The sequence below is a fragment of the Sphingomonas sp. NFR15 genome (genome assembly GCF_900103265.1).
Taxonomy (GTDB): domain Bacteria; phylum Pseudomonadota; class Alphaproteobacteria; order Sphingomonadales; family Sphingomonadaceae; genus Sphingomonas; species Sphingomonas pollutisoli.
On sequence record NZ_FMWX01000003.1, the window covers coordinates 330,435 to 349,444 of the forward strand.

Genomic DNA, 19,010 nt, shown 5'->3' on the forward strand with positions numbered 1-19,010 from the left:
GCGTGTTCCGGGCACGTGCTTCGACAGGCTAGGCACGAACGGTTTGAAAGTCAGCGCGCTGCACGCAATTGCGTTTGGCGCTCCAAGACACCAAATGAACCTGTAGTATCAACCGGGGAAGACCGTGGCCGATCCATATACGACGCTCGGCGTGGCGCGAGACGCCGGCGAGGCCGACATCAAGAAAGCCTATCGCAAGCTCGCGAAGGAACTGCATCCCGACCGCAACACGGACAATCCGAAGGCGGCGGAGCGGTTCAGCCAGGTGACGCAGGCCTATGACCTGCTCAACGACAAGGACAAGCGCGCGCGGTTCGATCGCGGCGAGATCGACGCCGATGGCAATCCGACCGCGCCGTTCGGCTTCGGCGGCGGCGCGCCCGGCGGCTTTCGCCACGGCGAGCAGTCGTTCGATTTCGGCGCGGGCGGTGACCCCAGCGACCTGTTCGAAGGGCTGTTCGGCGGACGCGGCGGGTTCGCGGGCGGGTTCGGCGGCTTCGGGCGGCGCCAGCAGCAGCCCAAGGGCAGCAACGTCCTCTACACCCTCGCCGTCCCCTTCGAGGATGCCGCGACGCTCGTGCCGCAGCGGCTGCGGCTCGCCGATGGCAAGACGATCGACCTCAAATTGCCCGCCAATCTGGAGAACGGCACGCAGATGCGGCTCGCCGGGCGCGGGCAGCCGGGGCCGGGCGGCGCCGGTGACGGCATCGTCAAGATCGAGATCCAGCCGCACCGCTTCTTCACGCGCGACGGCGACAATGTCCGGCTCGATCTGCCGGTGAGCCTGTCCGAAGCGGTGCTCGGCGCGTCGGTGCGCGTGCCGACCGTGGAGGGCGCGGTGATGCTGACCGTCCCCAAGAACTCGACGTCGGGCAAGACGCTGCGGCTGCGCGGGCGCGGTTTCCACAAGGCGGACGGCAGCGGGCGCGGCGACCAGCTCGTCACGCTGATGGTCGATCTGCCGGTCGGCGACGACGCGCTGGTGGAGTTCGTGCAGGGCTGGAAAGACCAGGACAAGAGGAACCCGCGCGGCAATCTGGGCGTCTAGGGACGCATGTCGCACATTTCCCCCTACTCGCCCGAGGAACGCGGACGGCACGGCGAGGGGGGGGACGGCCTCAAAGCGCGGAGCGGCGGGCTCAAGCCGCTCGCTTACGCGTGGCTGGTGTTGAAGCGCGTGCTGATGGGCGTGTTCTCGGACGGGTTCATCCACGCCGGCAATCTCGCCTATCTGGCGCTGCTGACGGTGTTTCCGTTCTTCATCCTGGCGGCGGTGATCGCGTCCGCGCTCGGGCAGAGCGCCGAGACGCAGCGGGCGGTCGCCTCGTTCCTGCACGTGCTGCCGCCCTCGGTCGCCGATCTGCTGCGCGATCCGATCCAGCATGTGCTGGCGGCGCGACGGGGCAGTTCGCTCGCCTGGCTCGGCGCGCTGGTCGCGCTGTGGAGCGTCGCCAGCTTCGTCGAGACGATTCGCGACATCTTCCGCCGCGCCTATGGCGTCAAATCGACCAAGCCGTTCTGGCATTACCGGCTGAGTTCGATGGCGGTCATCATCGCCTCGGTGGTCCTCGCGGTGTTCTCGTTCATCGTGCAGGGCGTGCTCGTCGCCGCCGAGCAGTTCATCTACACCGTGCTGCCCTTCTCGCGGGATGTCGCCGGCTGGGTGGGACTGTCGCGCGCGATTCCGGGCGTGGTGATGTTCATCGCGCTCTACATGCTGTTCCTGTCGGTGACGCCGTCGAAATACCGCTTCCACAGCCGGGCGCCGGAATGGCCGGGCGCGCTGTTCACCGCCGGCTGGTGGCTGTCGATCACCGCGCTGCTGCCGATCGTGCTGTCGCGGCTCGCCGATTACGATCTCACCTACGGCAGCCTCGCCGGGGTCATCATCACCTTGTTGTTCTTCTTTTTGGTCGGCCTCGGCATCGTGTTCGGCGCGCACCTCAACGCGGCACTGGCGGAACCGCCCCCGACGGGAGTAGAGACACCGCAAGAGGCGTGACAACGGGGACTGCACAAGCGTGAACGAATTGATGAAGGGCAAACGCGGGCTCATCATGGGGCTGGCCAATGATCGCTCGCTTGCCTGGGGGATCGCGAAGAAGTTGAGCGAGGCCGGCGCGGAACTGGCGTTCAGCTATCAGGGCGAGGCGATGGAGAAGCGGGTGCGCCCGCTCGCCGAACAGCTCGGCGTGGCGCGGCTGTTCGATTGCGACGTGAGCGACATGGCCGCGCTCGACGCGACGTTCGCGGCGCTTGCCGTCGAATGGCCGACGATCGACTTCGTCGTCCACGCGATCGGCTTTTCGGACAAGAACGAGCTGCGCGGCCGCTTCATGGACACCAGCCTCGACAATTTCCTGCTGACCATGAACGTCTCGGTCTATTCTTTCGTCGCGGTCGCGCAAAGGGCCGCGGCGATGATGCCGAACGGCGGCGCGCTGCTGACGCTCAGCTATTACGGCGCCGAGAAGGTGATCCCGCATTACAACGTGATGGGCGTCGCCAAGGCCGCGCTCGAGACCAGCGTGCAATATCTCGCGGTCGATCTCGGCCGCGACAACATCCGCGTCAACGCGATCTCGGCCGGGCCGATCAAGACGCTGGCGGCGAGCGGGATCGGCGACTTCCGGCTGATCCTCAAGTGGAACGAGCTCAACTCGCCCTTGAAGCGCAACGTGACGATCGAGGATGTCGGCGGCGCCGGGCTGTACCTGCTCAGCGACCTCGCGAGCGGCGTGACCGGCGAGACGCACCATGTCGATGCCGGCTACAATGTGATCGGGATGAAGGCCGAGGACGCGCCGGATATCGCGCTGGTGTGATGGCCCTCTCCCTGAAGGGGAGAGGGAGGGGCCCGCCGCCGCAGGCGGTGGGAGGGTGAGGGGATGAAGCGTCCGCCTGGCGAGGAACCACTGAAATTCCAGCGTGCGGCGCGGCGCGACATGACCGAATCCGAAAAGCGGCTGTGGAGCGCGATCCGCAACCGCAAACTCGCCAATGCCAAGTTTCGCAAGCAGACTTGGCTTGGTGAATTCCTCGTCGATTTTTACTGCGCAGAGGCGAAGCTCGCGGTTGAGGTTGACGGCGACAGCCACGCTCATCAGCAGGTTTACGACGAGCGGCGGACAAGCTGGCTTGAGGCGGAAGGTTTCAGGGTGATCCGGTTTTCAAATAGCGAGGTCATGACCAATCTCGAAGGTGTGGCGGATGCGATCCGCGCAGCGCTCGCGCCCTCACCCTCCCACTCGGCTTCGCCGAGCGGGCCCCTCCCTCTCCCCCGAGGGGGAGAGGGGATTTGAGCTTCAACACCTTCGGACGCGTTTTCCGGTTCACCACCTGGGGTGAATCGCATGGCCCGGCGATCGGCGCGGTGGTGGACGGCTGCCCGCCGGGCATCCCGCTCAGCGAAGCCGACATCCAGCCGTTCCTCGATCGCCGCCGTCCCGGCACCTCGCGCTTCACCACGCAGCGGCAGGAGCCGGATCAGGTCCGTATCCTTTCCGGCGTGTTCGAGGGGCGTACCACCGGCACGCCGATCGCGCTGCACATCGACAACGTCGATCAGCGCTCGAAGGATTATTCGGAGGTCGCGCTCGCCTATCGCCCCGGCCACGCCGATTACGCCTATGACGCCAAATACGGCTTTCGCGATTATCGCGGTGGCGGGCGTTCGTCGGCGCGCGAGACCGCGTCGCGCGTCGCCGCCGGTGCGGTGGCCCGCGCGGTGATACCCGAGGTGACGATCCTCGCTTGGGTCGAGGCGATTGGCGGCGACGCGATCGACTACGCCGCGTTCGATGCCGCCGAGATCGCCAACAACCCGTTCTTCTGTCCCGATCCGGCCGCCGCGGCTCGCTGGGAAACGTTGGTCGATGATGCCCGCAAGGCTGGCTCGTCGCTCGGTGCGGTGGTCGCGTGCGAGGCGATCGGCGTGCCGGCCGGCTGGGGCGCGCCGCTGTACGCCAAGCTCGATTCGGAACTCGCCGCCGCGTGCATGAGCATCAACGCGGTCAAAGGCGTCGAGATCGGCGACGGGTTCGCCGCCGCCGCGCTCACCGGCGAGCAGAACGCCGATCCGATGCGCCCGGGCAACGACGGCCCGATCTTCACCGCCAACCATGCCGGCGGGATCGCCGGCGGCATCGCGACCGGCCAGCCGGTGCGCCTGCGCGTCGCGTTCAAGCCGACCAGCTCGATCCTGACGCCGATGCCGACGATCACGCGCGATGGCGAGGCGACTGAGCTTCGCACCAAGGGGCGGCACGATCCGTGTGTCGGCATTCGCGGCGTGCCGGTGGTCGAGGCGATGGTGGCGCTGGTGCTCGCCGACCAGAAATTGCTCCACCGCGCGCAATGCGGCGGGCGGGACGGCTGAATCGCCCGAATCGCGCGGCCGGGCGAGCCCCGAAAGCGGCGGCGAAACGTTGAACCTTCATACCCGGCGAGACCGGGCTAATATGGAGAGAGCGATGCGAAAGAGCATGATTTTCGCGGCGGCGGCGTTCGGCCTGTCGACCGCGGCGCTGGCGCAGACCGGCACCGGCCAGACGTCGCCCAACGGCTATCCCGCGCCGGGGACGACCACGACGGCGCCGACCGTGCCGGCCAGCCCGCCGACGCCTTCGGGCACGATGCCGACCACGCCGGCGCCAACCGATACGACGAGCGCGACACCAGCCGATCCGACAGGCTCGACCACGACCGCGACGCCGAGCACGCCCTCACCGGTCGACAGCGCGCCCGACGGTACCCCGGTCAAGAAAAAGCGGCGTTAAGCCAAATACCGTTCCAACCCCGTTCGTCCTGAGCGTGTCGAAGGACGTGTCGCGAGCGCCACGCTCGGGGCACGCACTTCGACTTCGCTCAGTGCGAACGGTGGTGGGGCGGGCCGTGCCGCTCAGATCAATCCGCGAACGGATCGCGCACGAGGATCGTGTCCTCGCGTTCTGGGCTGGTGGAGACCAGCGCGACCGGGCAGCGGATCAGTTCCTCGATGCGGCGGATGTATTTGATCGCCTGCGCGGGCAGTTCCGCCCAACTGCGGGCGCCCGCCGTCGATTCGCTCCAGCCGGGCATGGTCTCGTAGATCGGTTCGACGCGTGCCTGATCGGCGGCATGCGCGGGGAAATAGTCTAGCGTCTGGTCGCCGAGCCGGTATCCGGTGCAGATCTTCACCTCGTCGAAGCCGTCGAGCACGTCGATCTTGGTCAGCGCGATGCCGGTGATCCCGCCCACCGCGGCCGATTGGCGCAGCAGCACCGCATCGAACCAGCCGCAGCGCCGCTTGCGCCCGGTGACGGTGCCGAACTCATGGCCGCGCTGGCCGATCAGCTCGCCGGTCTCGTCGTCCAGCTCGGTCGGGAAGGGACCGGAGCCGACGCGCGTCGTATAAGCCTTGGCGATGCCGAGCACGAAGCCGACCGCGCCCGGCCCCAGCCCCGATCCGCCCGCTGCCGTGCCCGCGATCGTGTTCGACGAGGTGACGAACGGATAGGTGCCGTGATCGACATCGAGCAGCACGCCCTGCGCGCCTTCGAACAGGATGCGCCGGCCACGCTCGCGCGCGGTGTTGAGATCGCGCCAGGCGGGCCGCGCGAACGGCAGCACGAAGCCGGCGATCTCGCGGAGCTCGGCGAGCAACGCATCGCGGTCGATCGGCGGCTCGCCGAAGCCGGCGCGCAGCGCGTCGTGGTGCGCGGTCAGCCGATCGAGTTGCGGGCCGAGATCGTCGAGATGGGCGAGATCGCACACGCGGATCGCGCGGCGGCCGACCTTGTCCTCATAGGCCGGGCCGATGCCGCGCCGGGTGGTGCCGATCTTGCCCGCGCCGCTCGCATCCTCGCGCAGCCCATCGAGATCGCGATGCAGCGGCAGGATCAGCGCGCAGGTGTCCGCCACCATCAGCGTCTCGGGCGAGATCGCCACGCCCTGGCCGCGCAGCTTCTCGACCTCGGCCTTGAGCGCCCACGGATCGAGCACCACGCCGTTGCCGATCACCGAGGGCGTGCCGCGCACGATGCCCGAGGGCAGCAGCGACAATTTGTACACCGCCTCGCCGACGACGAGCGTGTGGCCGGCGTTATGGCCGCCCTGGAAGCGCACGACGACGTCGGCGCGCTCCGCCAGCCAGTCGACGATCTTGCCCTTGCCCTCATCACCCCATTGGGCGCCGATTACCGCTACGTTCGCCAAGGTCCGTCCCACATTTCCGCAACAAAGCGCGCATCCCTACTGTGCGGGGGCGCGCCGGTCCACGTCTAATCGGGCGGTGCGCTCAGCGCAGCGAGGCGCGCGGATAGCTGTGGCGGCGCAGCGGCCAGTCGATCACGCCGCCCGCGAACAGCGCCCACCACACGATCACCGGCTGCATCAGCAGACGCGGCACGTGATACCATAGCGTCAGCGCGCCGCGCCCGAGCGTGATGTAATCGAGCGCGTGCTTCACATTGGCGGGGAAGACGCACACCGCATAGAGCGCGAGCATGATCGCGGCGGCGCGGCGGAACCGCGGCACCGACAGCCCGACCGCGCCGGCGATCTCGCACGCGCCGGTCGCGGCGATCACGGCGCGCGGATCGGGCACCCAAGCGGGGGTGATCGCCAGGAATGGCGCGGGGAAGCGCAGGTGCAGCACCCCCGCCACCATAAAGACGCCGGCCAACACCCAGCGCAGCCCGGCGCGCCAGCGCTCCGCCCGCCGCGAGAGCGGGGTGCGGCTTATAGCGGGAACCAATTCTGTTTATGGCTGAACTTCATATAGCCAAGGTTGACGCCCTGCCGCCAGCCGACGCCGAGCCGGATCGGGATCAGCACCACCTTGCCCCAGCGCAGATAGGTCGCGGCGAACCCGCCGACGAAATAGACGCGCCCCTCGGCGGCGGGGAAGCGATGGTACAGCTCCTCGCTGTCATAGAGGTTGTAGACCAGCACGAACACCTTGGCAGCATCGCCGCCGAGATCGAACCCGACCGACGGCCCGGTCCAGAACACCGGCTGCTGCCCCTCGACCTTGTGGAACATCGTGCCCTTGCCATAGCGCAGCCCGAGGACGAACGCGCCCGATCCTTCGCTGCCGGCGATATAGGCGTTGGGTTCGCCCTGTTCCTTGAGCGTGCGTTCGAGGATGCCCGAGAGGCCGGCGGCGCCCTTGCCGAACGTGCCCTCCGCGGCGCCGAGCAATTCCTTGGACGTGAAGGTGTCGCTGCCCCGGCTGGCGGTCGCCTCGGCCTGCTCGCGCGTGTCGAAGCCGCCTTGCGCGGGGGCGGGGGCCGGCGAACCCTGCTGGGCCTGCTCGGGCGCGTCGTAGCGCGCACCCGAGACCTGCGGATCGGCCTCGGCCGGCACTGGCGTGTCCGGGTAGCGCGGGGCGCTGCTCGCGGCAGGCGGCGGGGCGCTCGGCCGCGCCATCGTCGGCGTCGCCGGCGCGCGCAGGTCGCTATCGATCGTCTCGTTGGGATCGACCGTGCGCACCTGCGCGAGCCCCGGCGCGACCAGCGGCGTGGCGAGCAACGCCAGCGCCGCCGCGACCATCGAACATTGCACAATCCGTCCGCGCATCGCGCACTCCCCCGACTTCGATCGCGGAACGTAGCGCCCGATATGCTTTACCCGCAATGAACCAAGCGGCGAGCCGAGTCGAAATCAAGCCGAGCGGGCGTGACACATGCGGTTGATCCGCCGCGAAACCGTCGCTATAGCCCCGCTCTGCCGTGCGCCGGAGACGTGGGTGAGTGGCTGAAACCAACGCTTTGCTAAAGCGTCATACGGGAAACCGTATCGAGGGTTCGAATCCCTCCGTCTCCGCCAAGTTCGCCCCAGTGGGCGACGGTGATCTCCGGGTCGACCCGGTTCCTTTTATGAAATCGCCGCTTCGGGCTTCAGTGCGCCTTCGCGCGGTGTGGCTGCCGGCGACTGATCGGGGCCGCCGTGGATTCCGTCCAACAGGCACGAGATCAGCTTCGCGCCGGCGGAGCGGGTGTCCGCCGTATGGACGGCGCGGGTGGCAGCCGCGCCGACCGACACGATCATGAACGCCTCGGCGAGCAGCCGGTGCTCCTCTCCCACCCTGTCGCTTCCCGCCAAACCCGCGAACGCCCTGCTGATGTTGTCCAGCATCGTGCGCCTGACATCGGAAAAAATCGTGTGGATGCGCGCGTTGCGCGATGCCTCGGCGGCGATTTCGAGAAACAGGCGATCGGTCTCGTCATCCTTCTGGCAGGTGGCGGACTCGAGCCATTGCCGCAGCGCGTCGCGGTCATCCGTGGCGAGCGCGCAATCCAGCGTGGCGAGATTCGCGAATCTGTCGCAATCTTCTGCGACGATAGCCGCGATGATGTCCTCCTTCGAAGGGAAATCCCGGTACAATTGTTGGACGGCGACGCCCGAAAGCTTCGCGATCAATGCGATACCTGTCGCGTGAAACCCGTGTTCGATGAACAGCCGTCGCGCCACCTGTTTGATCTTTTCCCGACGCGCCTGGGCGCGCGAGGGGAACGGGCATGCGGCAACCGACACTTTAAGACCTTCCTTCAGCTTGTTGACGCGTGCGAGCGACGCGGCTAACGGGCGAATTTGTGAGTGATCGCTCTCTTTCTTTTTTTCAAGCGGGAAAATCTATGGTCTCCAAGCGGCTGATGAGCTGTGTGTTGGCATCCAGCGCCCTGCTCGCCCTGACGGCGTGTGGCGGTGGGCAGCAGCAGCAGGCTCCGCAGGCCCCGCCGGTGAGCTATGTCGTCGCGCGCGAACAGCCGGTGACGCTGACCACGGAGCTGCCCGGCCGCACGGCCGCGTTCGAAACCTCGGAGGTTCGCCCGCAGGTCAACGGCCTGGTGCTCGCGCGCCTGTTCGTCGAGGGCGACGTCGTCCACAAGGGGCAGCCGCTGTACCGGATCGATCCCGCGCCGTACGAGGCGCAGGTCGCCAGCGCGCGCGCCGCGCTGACGCGGGCGCGCTCCAGCATCGCCTCGAGCGCGGCGCTCGCACGCCGCTACGGCGAACTGGTGAAGATCAACGCGATCGCCCGCCAGGAATATGAGAATGCGCAGACCTCCGCCGCGCAGGCGCAGGCGGATGTGGCAGCGCAGGAGGCCGCGCTGCGCTCGGCGCAGATCGATCTCGCGCGCACCACGATCCGCGCGCCGATCACGGGTCGGATCGGCCGATCGCTGTTCACCACCGGCGCGCTCGTCTCCGCGTCGCAGGCCGGCGCGCTGGCGACGATCCAGCGGATCGACCCGGTCTATGTCGACATCCAGGAATCCAGTGCAGACCTGCTGAAACTGCGCCAGCAGATCCTCAGCGGACAATTGACCCGCGACGGAAACGCGCGCGTCAAGCTGAAGCTGGAGGACGGCAGCGAATATGGCGCGCAGGGCACGCTGCGCTTCGCCGACGTCACGGTCGATCCCACCACCGGCTCGCAGATCATCCGCGCGTTGTTCCCCAACCCGAACGGGCTGCTGCTGCCCGGCATGTTCGTCCGCGCCTCGCTCGTGGAGGGCACGCAGGCCAAGGCGATGCTGGTGCCGCAGCGCGCGGTCAGCCGCGACGAGAAGGGCCAGCCGACCGTGCTGGTGATCGGCGCGGGCAACAAGATCGAACCCCGCACGCTCGTGTCGAACCGGACCTCCGGCGACAATTGGATCGTGACGGGCGGGCTGAAACCGGGTGACAAGATCATCGTGGAAGGCGCGATGATGCTGCGTCCCGGCATGCCGGTGCAAGGCACGCCGTGGAACCCCAATGCCAAGCCCGCAGGCGCGCAGCCGCAACCGGGCCAGGCGCAGACGCAGGCGAAGTAAACGGCCATGTCACGCTATTTCATCGATCGCCCGATCTTCGCCTATGTGCTGGCGGTCATGGTCGTCATCGCCGGTCTGCTGGCGGTGCGCACGCTGCCGATCTCGCAGTTTCCGGCGATCGCGCCGCCGGCTGTGTCGATCACCGCGACCTACCCCGGCGCGGACGCGCAGACGCTCGAAAACACGACCACGCAGATCATCGAGCAGCAGTTGAAGGGGATCGATCACCTTCGCTACTTCTCGTCCTCATCCTCGTCGGCCGGCACCGTCACGATCACGATCACGTTCGAGCAGGGCACCGACCCAGACATCGCGCAGGTCCAGGTCCAGAACAAGCTCCAGGCGGCGACCCCGTTGCTGCCGCAGGAGGTTCAGCGCCAGGGGATCATCGTCGCCAAGGCGACGCAGAACATCCTGCTGTACGTCGGCGTCTATTCCGAAAACGGCAAGCATGACGCGGACGACCTGGCCGACATCGTCGCCTCCCGCATCCAGGATCCGCTGTCGCGCGTCTCGGGCGTCGGCGACACGCAGATCTTCGGCTCGCAATATGCGATGCGCATCTGGGTCGATCCGCTCAAGCTCAACAATTTCGCGCTGACGATCCCCGACGTGATCGCGGCGGTAACCGCGCAGAACGCGCAGGTTTCCGCCGGGCAGCTCGGCGCGCAGCCCGCGCCCAAGGAGCAGATGCTCAACGCGACCGTGTCCGTGTCGTCGCGGCTGACCTCGCCCGAGGAATTCGCGAAGATCCGGCTGAAGACCAACACCGACGGATCGATCGTGCGGCTGGGCGATGTCGCGCGGGTCGCGATCGGCGCGGAGAATTACGGCTTCTCCGCCGAGTGGAACGGCAAGCCCGCATCGGGCATCGCGGTCAAGCTGGCGCCGGGGGCGAACGCGCTGGACACCGTCGAGGCGGTCAAGGCGCGGGTGACCGAACTCGCCAAGCAGTTCCCGTCCGACGTCAAGGTCATCTTCCCTTACGACACGTCGCCGTTCGTGCGCCTGTCGATCGAGCAGGTGATCGAGACGCTGGTCGAGGCGGTCGTGCTCGTCTTCCTCGTGATGTTCCTGTTCCTCCAGAACTTCCGCGCGACGCTGATCCCGACGATCGCGGTGCCGGTGGTGCTGACGGGTACGTTCGCGGTGCTGGCGGCGTTCGGCTATTCGATCAACACGTTGACCCTGTTCGGCATGGTGCTGGCGATCGGTCTGCTCGTCGACGACGCGATCGTCGTCGTCGAGAACGTCGAGCGGCTGATCACCACCGAACATCTGACGCCGAAGGAAGCGGCGCGCAAATCGATGGACGAGATCACCGGCGCGCTGATCGGCATCGCGCTGGTGCTGTCGGCGGTGTTCCTGCCGATGGCGTTCTTCGGCGGCTCGACCGGCGTCATCTACCGTCAGTTCTCGATCACGATCGTGTCGGCGATGGTGCTGTCGATCGCGGTCGCGCTGATTTTGACGCCGGCGCTGTGCGCGACGATCCTCAAACCCCACAATCCGAACAAGAACGAGGGCAACGGCCCGCTCGCGCGCTTCTTCCGCTGGTTCAACGACAAGTTCGATCGCGGGCGCGCACGCTACGAGAGCGGCGTGCGATCGACCACGCGCCGGTTCGGCCGCTCGTTGATCGCTTACGCGCTGATCGTCGCGGGGATGGTGTTCCTGTTCACCCGATTGCCGACCGGCTTCCTTCCCGATGAGGACCAGGGCGTCATGATCGCGCTGGTGCAGGGGCCGGCGGGCTCCACCACCGCGCGGACCCAAAAGGGCCTCGATCTGGTGCGCGACCATTTCCTGCGCGATGCCGGCGACGCGATCCGCGGGGTCTATACGATCAACGGCTTCAGCTTCGCGGGCACCGGGCAGAACAGCGGCATCGCCTTCATGCCGATGAAGGAGTGGAAGGACCGGCCGGGCGCCAAGAACAGGGCGCAGGCCATCGTCGCCCGCGCGATGGGCGTGTTCGCGAGCTACAAGGACGGGTTGATCTTCGCGATCATCCCGCCGGCGGTGCAGGAACTCGGCAACGCGACGGGCTTCGACCTCCAGTTGGTCGACGAGGCCGGGCTCGGCCATGACAAGCTGCTCGCCGCGCGCAACATGCTGCTCGGCATGGCGTCGCAGAACAAGGCGCTGGTCGGCGTCCGCCCGAATGCGCTGGACGACGCGCCGCAGCTCAAGGTGCAGGTCGATCAGGACAAGGCCGGCGCGCTCGGGCTCGATCTCGCGACGGTGAACAGCACCATCGCGACGGCCTGGGGCGGATCCTATGTCAACGACTTCATCGACCGGGGCCGCGTCAAGCGCGTCTATATCCAGGCCGATGCGCCGTATCGCATCGCGCCCGAGAATATCGGAGATCTCTACGTGCGCGGCGCGAGCGGCAACATGGCGCCGTTCACCGCCTTCTCCGACGTCTCCTGGCACCAGGGGCCGATGCAGTTGACGCGCTACAACGGCTTGCCCTCGATGGAGATCCTGGGGCAGCCAGCGCCCGGCGTCTCGTCCGGCGCGGCGCTGAAAGCGATGCAGGACATGCAGGCCAAGCTGCCGCCGGGGACGCGGCTCGACTGGACCGGGCTCAGCTATGAGGAGCAGCTTTCGGGCGGGCAGGCGCCGGCGCTTTACGGCCTGTCGCTGCTGATCGTGTTCCTCTGCCTCGCAGCGCTGTACGAAAGCTGGTCGGTGCCGCTGTCGGTGATGCTGGTCGTGCCGCTCGGCGTGGTGGGCGCGCTGCTCGCGGCGAGCCTGACCGGCCTCAACAACGACATCTATCTCCAGGTGGGTCTCATCACCACGATCGGCGTGTCGGCGAAGAACGCGATCCTGATCGTAGAATTCGCCGAGGAGAAGATGCGCGAGGGGCTGTCGGCGTACGACGCCGCGATCGAGGCGGCCAAGCTGCGGCTACGGCCGATTCTGATGACCAGCCTCGCCTTCATCTTCGGCGTGTTCCCGCTGGCGATCGCCAACGGCGCCGGCGCGGGCGGGCAGAACGCGATCGGCCGTGCGGTGGTCGGCGGCATGTTCTCGGCGACGGTGCTCGCGATCTTCTTCGTGCCGATGTTCTTCGTGGTCGTGCTGCGGCTCTTCAGCCGGGGCAATGCGGCGCATGACGGGGGCGAGCGCCCGCATGATGATGGACGGCCTGATGACGGCGCGCGCGGGGACACCCCCGCGCCGCAGGGAGCCTGAGTGGTGATGACTAGCAAAAGCGTTCTTGTCCTGCTCGCGGCCACCGCGCTCGCCGGTTGCGACCTCGCGCCCAAATATGTGCGCCCGGTCGGCGCGGTGCCGGCGGCGCTGCCCGCCCAGGGTGTCTATCCGGCGGCGGCGACCGACGCGCCCGACATCACGAAGATCGGCTGGCGCGCGTTCTTCACCGACGATCGGCTGCGCGGCATCATCGCGCTGGGGCTGGAGAACAATCGCGATCTCCGCGTCGCCGCCGCGAACGTGCTTCAGGCGCGCGCGCAATATCGCGTCCAGCGCGCCGATCTGTTGCCCACCGTGCGGCTGTCCGGATCGGCCACCTATACCAACAACATCCAGGGCGCGGCCGGCGCGGTCGGCGGCGGCACCGGTGTCGGCACGGGCACGGGTACTGGCACCGGGACGGGCACCGGCGGCGGCACCGGGACCGGCGTGGGCGCGGGTGTCGGCGCGGGCGCGGGCACGGGCTCGTCGGATCTGGAATTCTATTCGCTCAACGCCGGCGTCTCGGCCTATGAGGTCGATCTGTTCGGGCGCGTCCGCAACCTGACCCGTGCGGCGCAGGAACAATATTTCGCCACCGAGGAAGCGCAGCGCGCGACGCGCATCAGCCTGATCGCCGAGATCGCGACGGCATGGATGACGCTCGCGTCCGACCAGGACCAGTTGCGCATCTCGCAGGAGTCGCTCAAGTCGTTCGAGCAGTCGCTCGAACTCACCCGGGCGCAGTTCCGCATCGGCGTCGCCTCGGAACTCGAGGCGCGTCAGGCGGAGAGCGTCTATCAGGGCGCGCGCAACGACATCGCGGTGCTGAGGACGCGGCTGGCGCAGGACAAGAACGCGCTCGACCTGCTCGTCGGTGCGCCGGTGGCGCCCGCCATGCTGCCCGATGGCCTCGGCACCGGTGACGTCGCGTTGCAGGCGCTGCCGGCCGGCCTCTCCTCGGACGTGTTGCTGCGCCGGCCGGACGTGCTCCAGGCCGAGCACCAGCTGATCGCGCAAAACGCCAATATCGGCGCGGCGCGCGCCGCTTTGTTCCCCAACATCTCGCTCACGGCGACGGTCGGCACGATCAGCACGGCGCTGAGCGGACTCTTCTCGGGCGGCAGCTTCACCTACACCGCGGCGCCGTCGATCGGGTTGCCGATCTTCGATGGCGGTCGGCTGCGCGGCAATCTGCGCGCCGCCGAAGCGCAGCAGCAGGCGGCCGTCTCGACCTATGAGAAAGCGGTGCAGACCGCCTTCCGTGAGGTCGCCGACGCGTTGGCGCAGCGCGGCACGATCGACGAGCAGGTCTCCGCGCAGACGGCGCGTGTCGATGCCGCGGCGGCGGCGCTGCGGATTTCGGACGCGCGCTACCGTGCGGGCGTGGAATCGTTCCTGACCACGCTCGATTCGCAACGTACCGCTTACTCCGCGCAGCAGCAGTTGGTAACGACCCGGTTGAGCAAGGCGAACAATCTGGTCGAGCTGTACCGCTCGCTGGGCGGCGGGCTCGCGGGTGACGATCCTGCCGGGGGCGCCGCGCGCCGGTGAGCGGCGCCGGCGCCGGCGCTGGCGGGCGCGGCCCCGGCCGTGGCCGCGTCTAAAGGCTGGCGCGCATCTGATTCGACCGATACGATCGCGGTTGGAGAGGAAAGGCGAAATGACCAAGCCATATGACCAGCAAAAGCGGCTCCATTGGGAGCTGACCAACGTGGAATTGCGCGCCCAGGCGACGGCGGTGGGTCTGGTGCAGCTCTGCATCGAACTGCGCCGCGCCAACGTGCTGGGCGAGGCCGCGCTCGAGCGGATCAAGGACGCGATCGCGGACGAAGTCGCGGTGGCGGCGCCGCGCGTGACCGCCTCGCGGACCTACCGCAACGATGTGCGGAACCGGCTGGACCGGCTGTTCGCGGGCGATCAGGATGTCGGTTCGGCAGAGGCGTTGGCGTTCGGCGCGCAGCCCTAGGCCGCGGGAGCGGGCGCGCACGGCGACCGCGCTGAGCGACAAAGTCGGGCGCTGCGCATACGCGACTTGCGCACGGCTGGCTTTGTAATCATAGATCACAGATCGGCCTATCTGGTATTTCAGAGACGTGATCATGATAAAAAAGCGCGCGGTTGGGGATTGCGGGGTTTCGGTCACCGAACTCGGCTTCGGGTGTGGAACGTTCGGCAACCTCTACCGCGCGATCACCGACGAAACCGCGCGGGCGACCGTCGATCTCGCGGCCGAGGCGGGGATCGGCTTCTACGATACCGCGCCCTTCTATGGCTTCGGCCTGAGCGAGCGGCGGCTCGGCGATGCGCTGCGGGGGCGCGACGGGATGGTCGTGTCGAGCAAGGTCGGTCGCCTGCTCGTCGCCGACGGCGCGCTCGACACCGGCGCGATGCGCGACGGCTTCGCCTCGCCGATGCCGTTCCGCGCCGTTTACGATTACAGCCACGACGGCATCCTGCGCTCACATGAGGCGAGCCTGCACCGGCTCGGGCTGGCGCGGATCGATCTGCTGCTCGTCCATGATATTGGCCGCGCCAATCATGGCGACGCCAATGCGCGCTATTGGGAGCAGCTTACGCGGGGCGGTGGTTTCCGCGCGCTCGAGCGGCTTCGCGACGAGGGGACGATCGCCGGCTTCGGTCTCGGCGTGAACGAGACGGCGGTGTGCCTCGATGCGTTGCGCGAAACGCGCCTCGACGTCGTGCTGCTCGCCGGGCGCTACACCTTGCTCGAACAGGACGCGCTCGACGCGTTCCTGCCGGCGTGCGTGGCGCAGCGCGTGTCGGTGCTGGTCGGCGGCCCGTACAACAGCGGCATCCTCGCGACCGGCACCAGGAGCGGTGGGGCGTTGCACTATAATTACGATCTCGCGCCGCCGGCGATCGTCGAGCGGGTGCGGCGGATCGAGGCGGTGGCCGAGGCGCATGATGTCCCGCTCGCGGCGGCGGCGTTGCAGTTTCCGCTGGCGCATCCGGCGGTGGCGTGTGTGCTGCCGGGCCTCGCCGGCGCGGAGCAGGTCGCGCGCACGCTGGACCTCTACCGCGCCGACATCCCGGCAGGGTTCTGGCGCGATCTCCGCGCGGCGGGGCTGCTGCGCGCCGATGCGCCCGCGCCGGACGCGGCGGCGGCATGACCGGCGCGCCCGCCCGCCCGCGCGTGCGCGTGACGCGCCGGCTGCCCGAAGCGGTCGAGGCGCGCCTCGCCGCCACGTATGACGTCGTCTTCAACGGCGAGGATCGCGCGCTCGGCGCCGACGAGCTGCGGGCGGCGCTGACCGATTTCGACGCGGTCGTCCCGACGATCACCGATCGCCTCGACGCGGCGGTGATCGCGGCCGGCGGGCGGCGTGCGCGGCTGCTCGCCAATTACGGCGCGGGTGTCGATCATATCGATCTCGCCGCCGCGCGCGCGGCGGGGATCGCCGTCAGCAACACCCCCGGCGCGCTCACCGAGGCGACCGCCGAGCTCGCGATCCTGCTGATGTTGATGGCGGCGCGGCGGGCGGGGGAGGGGGAGCGCGAGGTGCGTGCCGGGACCTGGACCGGCTGGCGGCCGACGCACCTCGTCGGCCAATCGCTGGCCGGGCGCACGCTCGGGCTGATCGGCTTCGGGCGGATCGCGCAACGCACCGCCGCGCGCGCGCGTGGGCTCGGCATGGAGATCCGCTATTTCTCGCGCAGCGCCGCCGCGCCCGAGATCGAGGCGAGTCTCGCGGCGACGCGCGTCGCTTCGGCCGAGGCGCTGTTCGAGACGGCGGACGTCATCTCGCTGCACATTCCAGGCGGCGCCGACACGCGCCATTTCGTCGATGCGGCACTGCTCGCCAGGGCGAAGCCGACCGCGATCCTCGTCAACACCGCGCGCGGATCGGTGATCGACGAGGCCGCGCTGGTCGCGGCGCTCGCCGACGGGCGGATCGCGGCGGTGGGGCTCGACGTCTATGAGCGTGAACCCGCGATCAGCGCGGGGCTGCTCGACAGCCCGCGCACGGTGCTGTTGCCGCATCTCGGCAGCGCGACGATCGAGGCGCGCACGGCGATGGGGATGCAGGCGATCGACAATCTCGACGCCTTCTTCGGCGGCGGCCAAATGCCCGACCGTGTCGCCTGAATCGATCCTCGGCGACGCGATCGGCCGCAGGCTGGCGGGTGCGCGCGCGCGCCCGCTGGTGGTCGGCGTGTGCGGCGCGCAGGGCAGCGGCAAATCGACCGTCGCGGCCGCGCTCGCGGCGCGGTTCGCGAATACGGTCGTCCTGTCGCTCGACGATCTTTACAAGACGCGGGCGGAGCGGGCGCGGCTGGCGCGGGATGTCCACCCGCTGTTCGCGACGCGCGGCGTGCCGGGCACGCACGATGTGGAGCTGGGCCTCGCGACCTTCGCCGCACTCGACGCCGGGGCAGCCACGCCGTTGCCGCGCTTCGACAAGGCGCGCGACGACCGTGTCGATCCGGCGGCGTGGCCGATCGCGCCGGCGCGCCCGGCGCTGGTGATCTTCGAGGGCTGGTGCGTCGGCGCGCGGCCGCAGGACGCGGCGGCGCTGGCCGCACCGGTCAACGCGCTGGAACGCGAGCGCGACCCCGACGGGCTATGGCGGCGGCACGCCAATGCGGCGCTGGGGGGCGCGTACCAGTGGCTGTTCGCGCGGATCGACTGGCTGGCGATGCTGCGCGCGCCGAGCTGGGAACGGGTGCTGGGCTGGCGGATCGAACAGGAGCATGCGCTGCGGGCGACGGGCGCACACGGGGCGGGCGTGATGTCCGATGCCGAGGTGACGACGTTCGTCAGCCATTACGAGCGGCTGACGCGGCATATCCTCGTCGATATGCCCGCCTATGCCGATCTGGTTCTGCAACTCGACGAAACCCGCGCCTGTATCGACGTGCGCGGCGCCGATGCGATGACGGATGGAGGAACGCGGTGAGGCACGTACTGGTCCTGGACCTTCAGGATGATCCCGAGGCGATCGCCGCCTACCGGCACTGGCATCGCCCCGGCGGGCCGCCGGCGGCGGTGACGCGGGCGATCCGCGCGAGCGGGGTGGCGGCGCTCGACATCTGGCAGGTCGGCGACCGGCTCGTCATGCTGATGGAAACCACGCCCGATTTCGACCCCGTCGCCAACGCCGCGCGCGATGCCGCCGACCCGGAGGTTCAGGCGTGGGAAGTGTTGATGGACCGCTTCCAGCGCCGGCTGCCGTTCGCGCGCGGGGGTGAGAAATGGGTCGCCGCCGAGCAGATCTACAGCCTCGACGACCAGCCGTGACGGTTCGGGGCGCTCACTCCATCCCGATGAGGCGTTGCAGCGCGAGCTGAAAATGCGCGACCAGCGCGGCCTCGGCGGCGTCGGCGTCGCGCGCCACGCAGGCGTTGAGGATTTCGAGATGCTCGCGCAGCGTGCGGATCGCGAGCGGCCGGGTGGTGAGCCAGTCGAGCCGCACCAGCGTGACGTAATTCTTGAGCCGCCGCGCGGTGTTCTCGATCAGCTCGTTGCGCAGCGCGGAGATGAGCGCGCCGTGCAGCCGATCCTCAAGCGCGTCGAGCGCCGCCTTTTCGTCCGGGCTCCAGGCCGGACTCTCCAGCCGCGCGAGCAGTGCGTGATGGTCGTCGACCAGCGCCTGGATCTCGTCGGCGTCGCCGCGCTCCGCCAGGATGCGGGCGCCGCCACGCTCGATGAGTGTACGGAACTGATAGGTCGAGCGTGACAATTCGAGATCGGCGCGCACGAACCGGATGCAGGAGCGCGCGTGGATCGTCACCAATCCTTCGGTCTCGAGCCGGCGCAGCGCGTCGCGCAACGGCTGCGCCGTCATGCCGAGCAGCCTGATGAGATCGGCCTGCGACAGTTCCGCGCCGGACGGGATCGAGCGGTCGAACAGACCCCGCAGGATCGCGCCATAAGCCTTGTCGGCGAGGCTCGTGTCGTCGTCCCCGCCCGCCGGATCGGGCAGGCTTGCCCCCGGTGGTTCTCGCGTTGCCTTCCGCGTTGCTGCGCGCATTCGA

The 19,010-nt window shown here is 68.6% G+C and carries 19 protein-coding genes and 1 tRNA gene; 15 read left to right on the forward strand and 5 right to left on the reverse strand.

All coding sequences use genetic code 11. The features are described from left to right. Positions 1 to 124 precede the first annotated feature (124 nt). The 6 genes from BLS81_RS09575 to BLS81_RS09600 all read left to right on the forward strand — a co-directional run bounded on the left by BLS81_RS09575 (position 125) and on the right by BLS81_RS09600 (position 4,778). A complete protein-coding gene (locus BLS81_RS09575) occupies positions 125 to 1,048 on the forward strand; it encodes a DnaJ C-terminal domain-containing protein (protein WP_093223374.1) in 924 nt (307 codons plus the stop codon). A gap of 6 nt (positions 1,049 to 1,054) precedes the next feature. Next, the gene (locus tag BLS81_RS09580; protein WP_093223376.1) at positions 1,055 to 2,002 is read left to right on the forward strand and encodes a YihY/virulence factor BrkB family protein; all 948 of its coding nucleotides are present in this window, start codon (positions 1,055 to 1,057) and stop codon (positions 2,000 to 2,002) included. Positions 2,003 to 2,021: 19 nt separating this feature from the next. Continuing rightward, positions 2,022 to 2,825 (forward strand): enoyl-ACP reductase FabI, encoded by an 804-nt coding sequence (gene fabI, locus BLS81_RS09585; RefSeq protein WP_093223377.1) that lies wholly within the window; start codon positions 2,022 to 2,024, stop codon positions 2,823 to 2,825. Between the two features lie 63 nt (positions 2,826 to 2,888). Further along, a complete protein-coding gene (locus BLS81_RS09590; RefSeq protein WP_093223379.1) occupies positions 2,889 to 3,302 on the forward strand; it encodes an endonuclease domain-containing protein in 414 nt (137 codons plus the stop codon). Continuing rightward, entirely contained in the window at positions 3,299 to 4,378 is a 1,080-nt protein-coding gene (gene aroC, locus BLS81_RS09595) for a chorismate synthase (protein ID WP_093223380.1), read from the forward strand. The genes BLS81_RS09590 and aroC overlap by 4 nt, the downstream gene beginning before the upstream one ends. Positions 4,379 to 4,472: 94 nt before the next feature. Then, the gene (locus BLS81_RS09600; protein ID WP_093223382.1) at positions 4,473 to 4,778 is read left to right on the forward strand and encodes a hypothetical protein; all 306 of its coding nucleotides are present in this window, start codon (positions 4,473 to 4,475) and stop codon (positions 4,776 to 4,778) included. A gap of 127 nt (positions 4,779 to 4,905) precedes the next feature. Here BLS81_RS09600 and BLS81_RS09605 read toward each other — a convergent pair whose 3' ends face one another. The 3 genes from BLS81_RS09605 to BLS81_RS09615 form a co-directional block, all read right to left on the reverse strand. Continuing rightward, the gene (locus tag BLS81_RS09605) at positions 4,906 to 6,195 is read right to left on the reverse strand and encodes an adenylosuccinate synthase (protein WP_093223384.1); all 1,290 of its coding nucleotides are present in this window, start codon (positions 6,193 to 6,195) and stop codon (positions 4,906 to 4,908) included. Positions 6,196 to 6,277: 82 nt separating this feature from the next. Then, positions 6,278 to 6,736, reverse strand: a complete 459-nt coding sequence (locus tag BLS81_RS09610) for a DoxX family protein (RefSeq protein WP_256326163.1) — start codon at positions 6,734 to 6,736, stop codon at positions 6,278 to 6,280. Then, positions 6,721 to 7,560: a DUF1134 domain-containing protein gene (locus tag BLS81_RS09615; protein WP_093223385.1), complete on the reverse strand. Its 840-nt coding sequence runs from the start codon at positions 7,558 to 7,560 to the stop codon at positions 6,721 to 6,723. The genes BLS81_RS09610 and BLS81_RS09615 overlap by 16 nt, the downstream gene beginning before the upstream one ends. Positions 7,561 to 7,719: 159 nt before the next feature. Between BLS81_RS09615 and BLS81_RS09620 the strand changes: the two genes are divergently transcribed. After that, positions 7,720 to 7,809, forward strand: a tRNA-Ser gene (locus BLS81_RS09620). A gap of 48 nt (positions 7,810 to 7,857) precedes the next feature. Here the strand turns inward: BLS81_RS09620 and BLS81_RS09625 are convergent. Next, positions 7,858 to 8,517, reverse strand: coding sequence for a TetR/AcrR family transcriptional regulator (locus tag BLS81_RS09625; protein ID WP_256326164.1), 660 nt, complete (start codon positions 8,515 to 8,517; stop codon positions 7,858 to 7,860). Positions 8,518 to 8,618: 101 nt separating this feature from the next. On the opposite strand from BLS81_RS09625, the gene BLS81_RS09630 reads away from it, so the two are divergent. The 8 genes from BLS81_RS09630 (at position 8,619) to BLS81_RS09665 (ending at position 18,273) form a co-directional block, all read left to right on the forward strand. Next, complete coding sequence (locus tag BLS81_RS09630; RefSeq protein ID WP_093223388.1) at positions 8,619 to 9,803, forward strand: efflux RND transporter periplasmic adaptor subunit; 1,185 nt, start codon at positions 8,619 to 8,621, stop codon at positions 9,801 to 9,803. Between the two features lie 6 nt (positions 9,804 to 9,809). After that, positions 9,810 to 13,010: an efflux RND transporter permease subunit gene (locus BLS81_RS09635; RefSeq protein ID WP_093223390.1), complete on the forward strand. Its 3,201-nt coding sequence runs from the start codon at positions 9,810 to 9,812 to the stop codon at positions 13,008 to 13,010. A gap of 6 nt (positions 13,011 to 13,016) precedes the next feature. Next, the gene (locus tag BLS81_RS09640) at positions 13,017 to 14,564 is read left to right on the forward strand and encodes an efflux transporter outer membrane subunit (protein ID WP_176787124.1); all 1,548 of its coding nucleotides are present in this window, start codon (positions 13,017 to 13,019) and stop codon (positions 14,562 to 14,564) included. A 109-nt stretch (positions 14,565 to 14,673) separates the two neighbouring features. Next, positions 14,674 to 14,979 (forward strand): hypothetical protein, encoded by a 306-nt coding sequence (locus BLS81_RS09645; RefSeq protein WP_093223393.1) that lies wholly within the window; start codon positions 14,674 to 14,676, stop codon positions 14,977 to 14,979. A 133-nt stretch (positions 14,980 to 15,112) separates the two neighbouring features. After that, the gene (locus BLS81_RS09650; RefSeq protein WP_093223749.1) at positions 15,113 to 16,144 is read left to right on the forward strand and encodes an aldo/keto reductase; all 1,032 of its coding nucleotides are present in this window, start codon (positions 15,113 to 15,115) and stop codon (positions 16,142 to 16,144) included. Continuing rightward, entirely contained in the window at positions 16,141 to 17,121 is a 981-nt protein-coding gene (locus BLS81_RS09655; protein ID WP_093223394.1) for a 2-hydroxyacid dehydrogenase, read from the forward strand. The genes BLS81_RS09650 and BLS81_RS09655 overlap by 4 nt, the downstream gene beginning before the upstream one ends. Then, positions 17,111 to 17,932, forward strand: coding sequence for an AAA family ATPase (locus BLS81_RS09660; RefSeq protein WP_093223396.1), 822 nt, complete (start codon positions 17,111 to 17,113; stop codon positions 17,930 to 17,932). The genes BLS81_RS09655 and BLS81_RS09660 overlap by 11 nt, the downstream gene beginning before the upstream one ends. Next, the gene (locus tag BLS81_RS09665) at positions 17,929 to 18,273 is read left to right on the forward strand and encodes an L-rhamnose mutarotase (RefSeq protein WP_093223398.1); all 345 of its coding nucleotides are present in this window, start codon (positions 17,929 to 17,931) and stop codon (positions 18,271 to 18,273) included. The genes BLS81_RS09660 and BLS81_RS09665 overlap by 4 nt, the downstream gene beginning before the upstream one ends. Before the next feature lie 13 nt (positions 18,274 to 18,286). Here the strand turns inward: BLS81_RS09665 and BLS81_RS09670 are convergent, their stop codons facing one another. Next, positions 18,287 to 19,006 (reverse strand): GntR family transcriptional regulator, encoded by a 720-nt coding sequence (locus BLS81_RS09670; protein ID WP_093223399.1) that lies wholly within the window; start codon positions 19,004 to 19,006, stop codon positions 18,287 to 18,289. Positions 19,007 to 19,010: the final 4 nt, after the last annotated feature.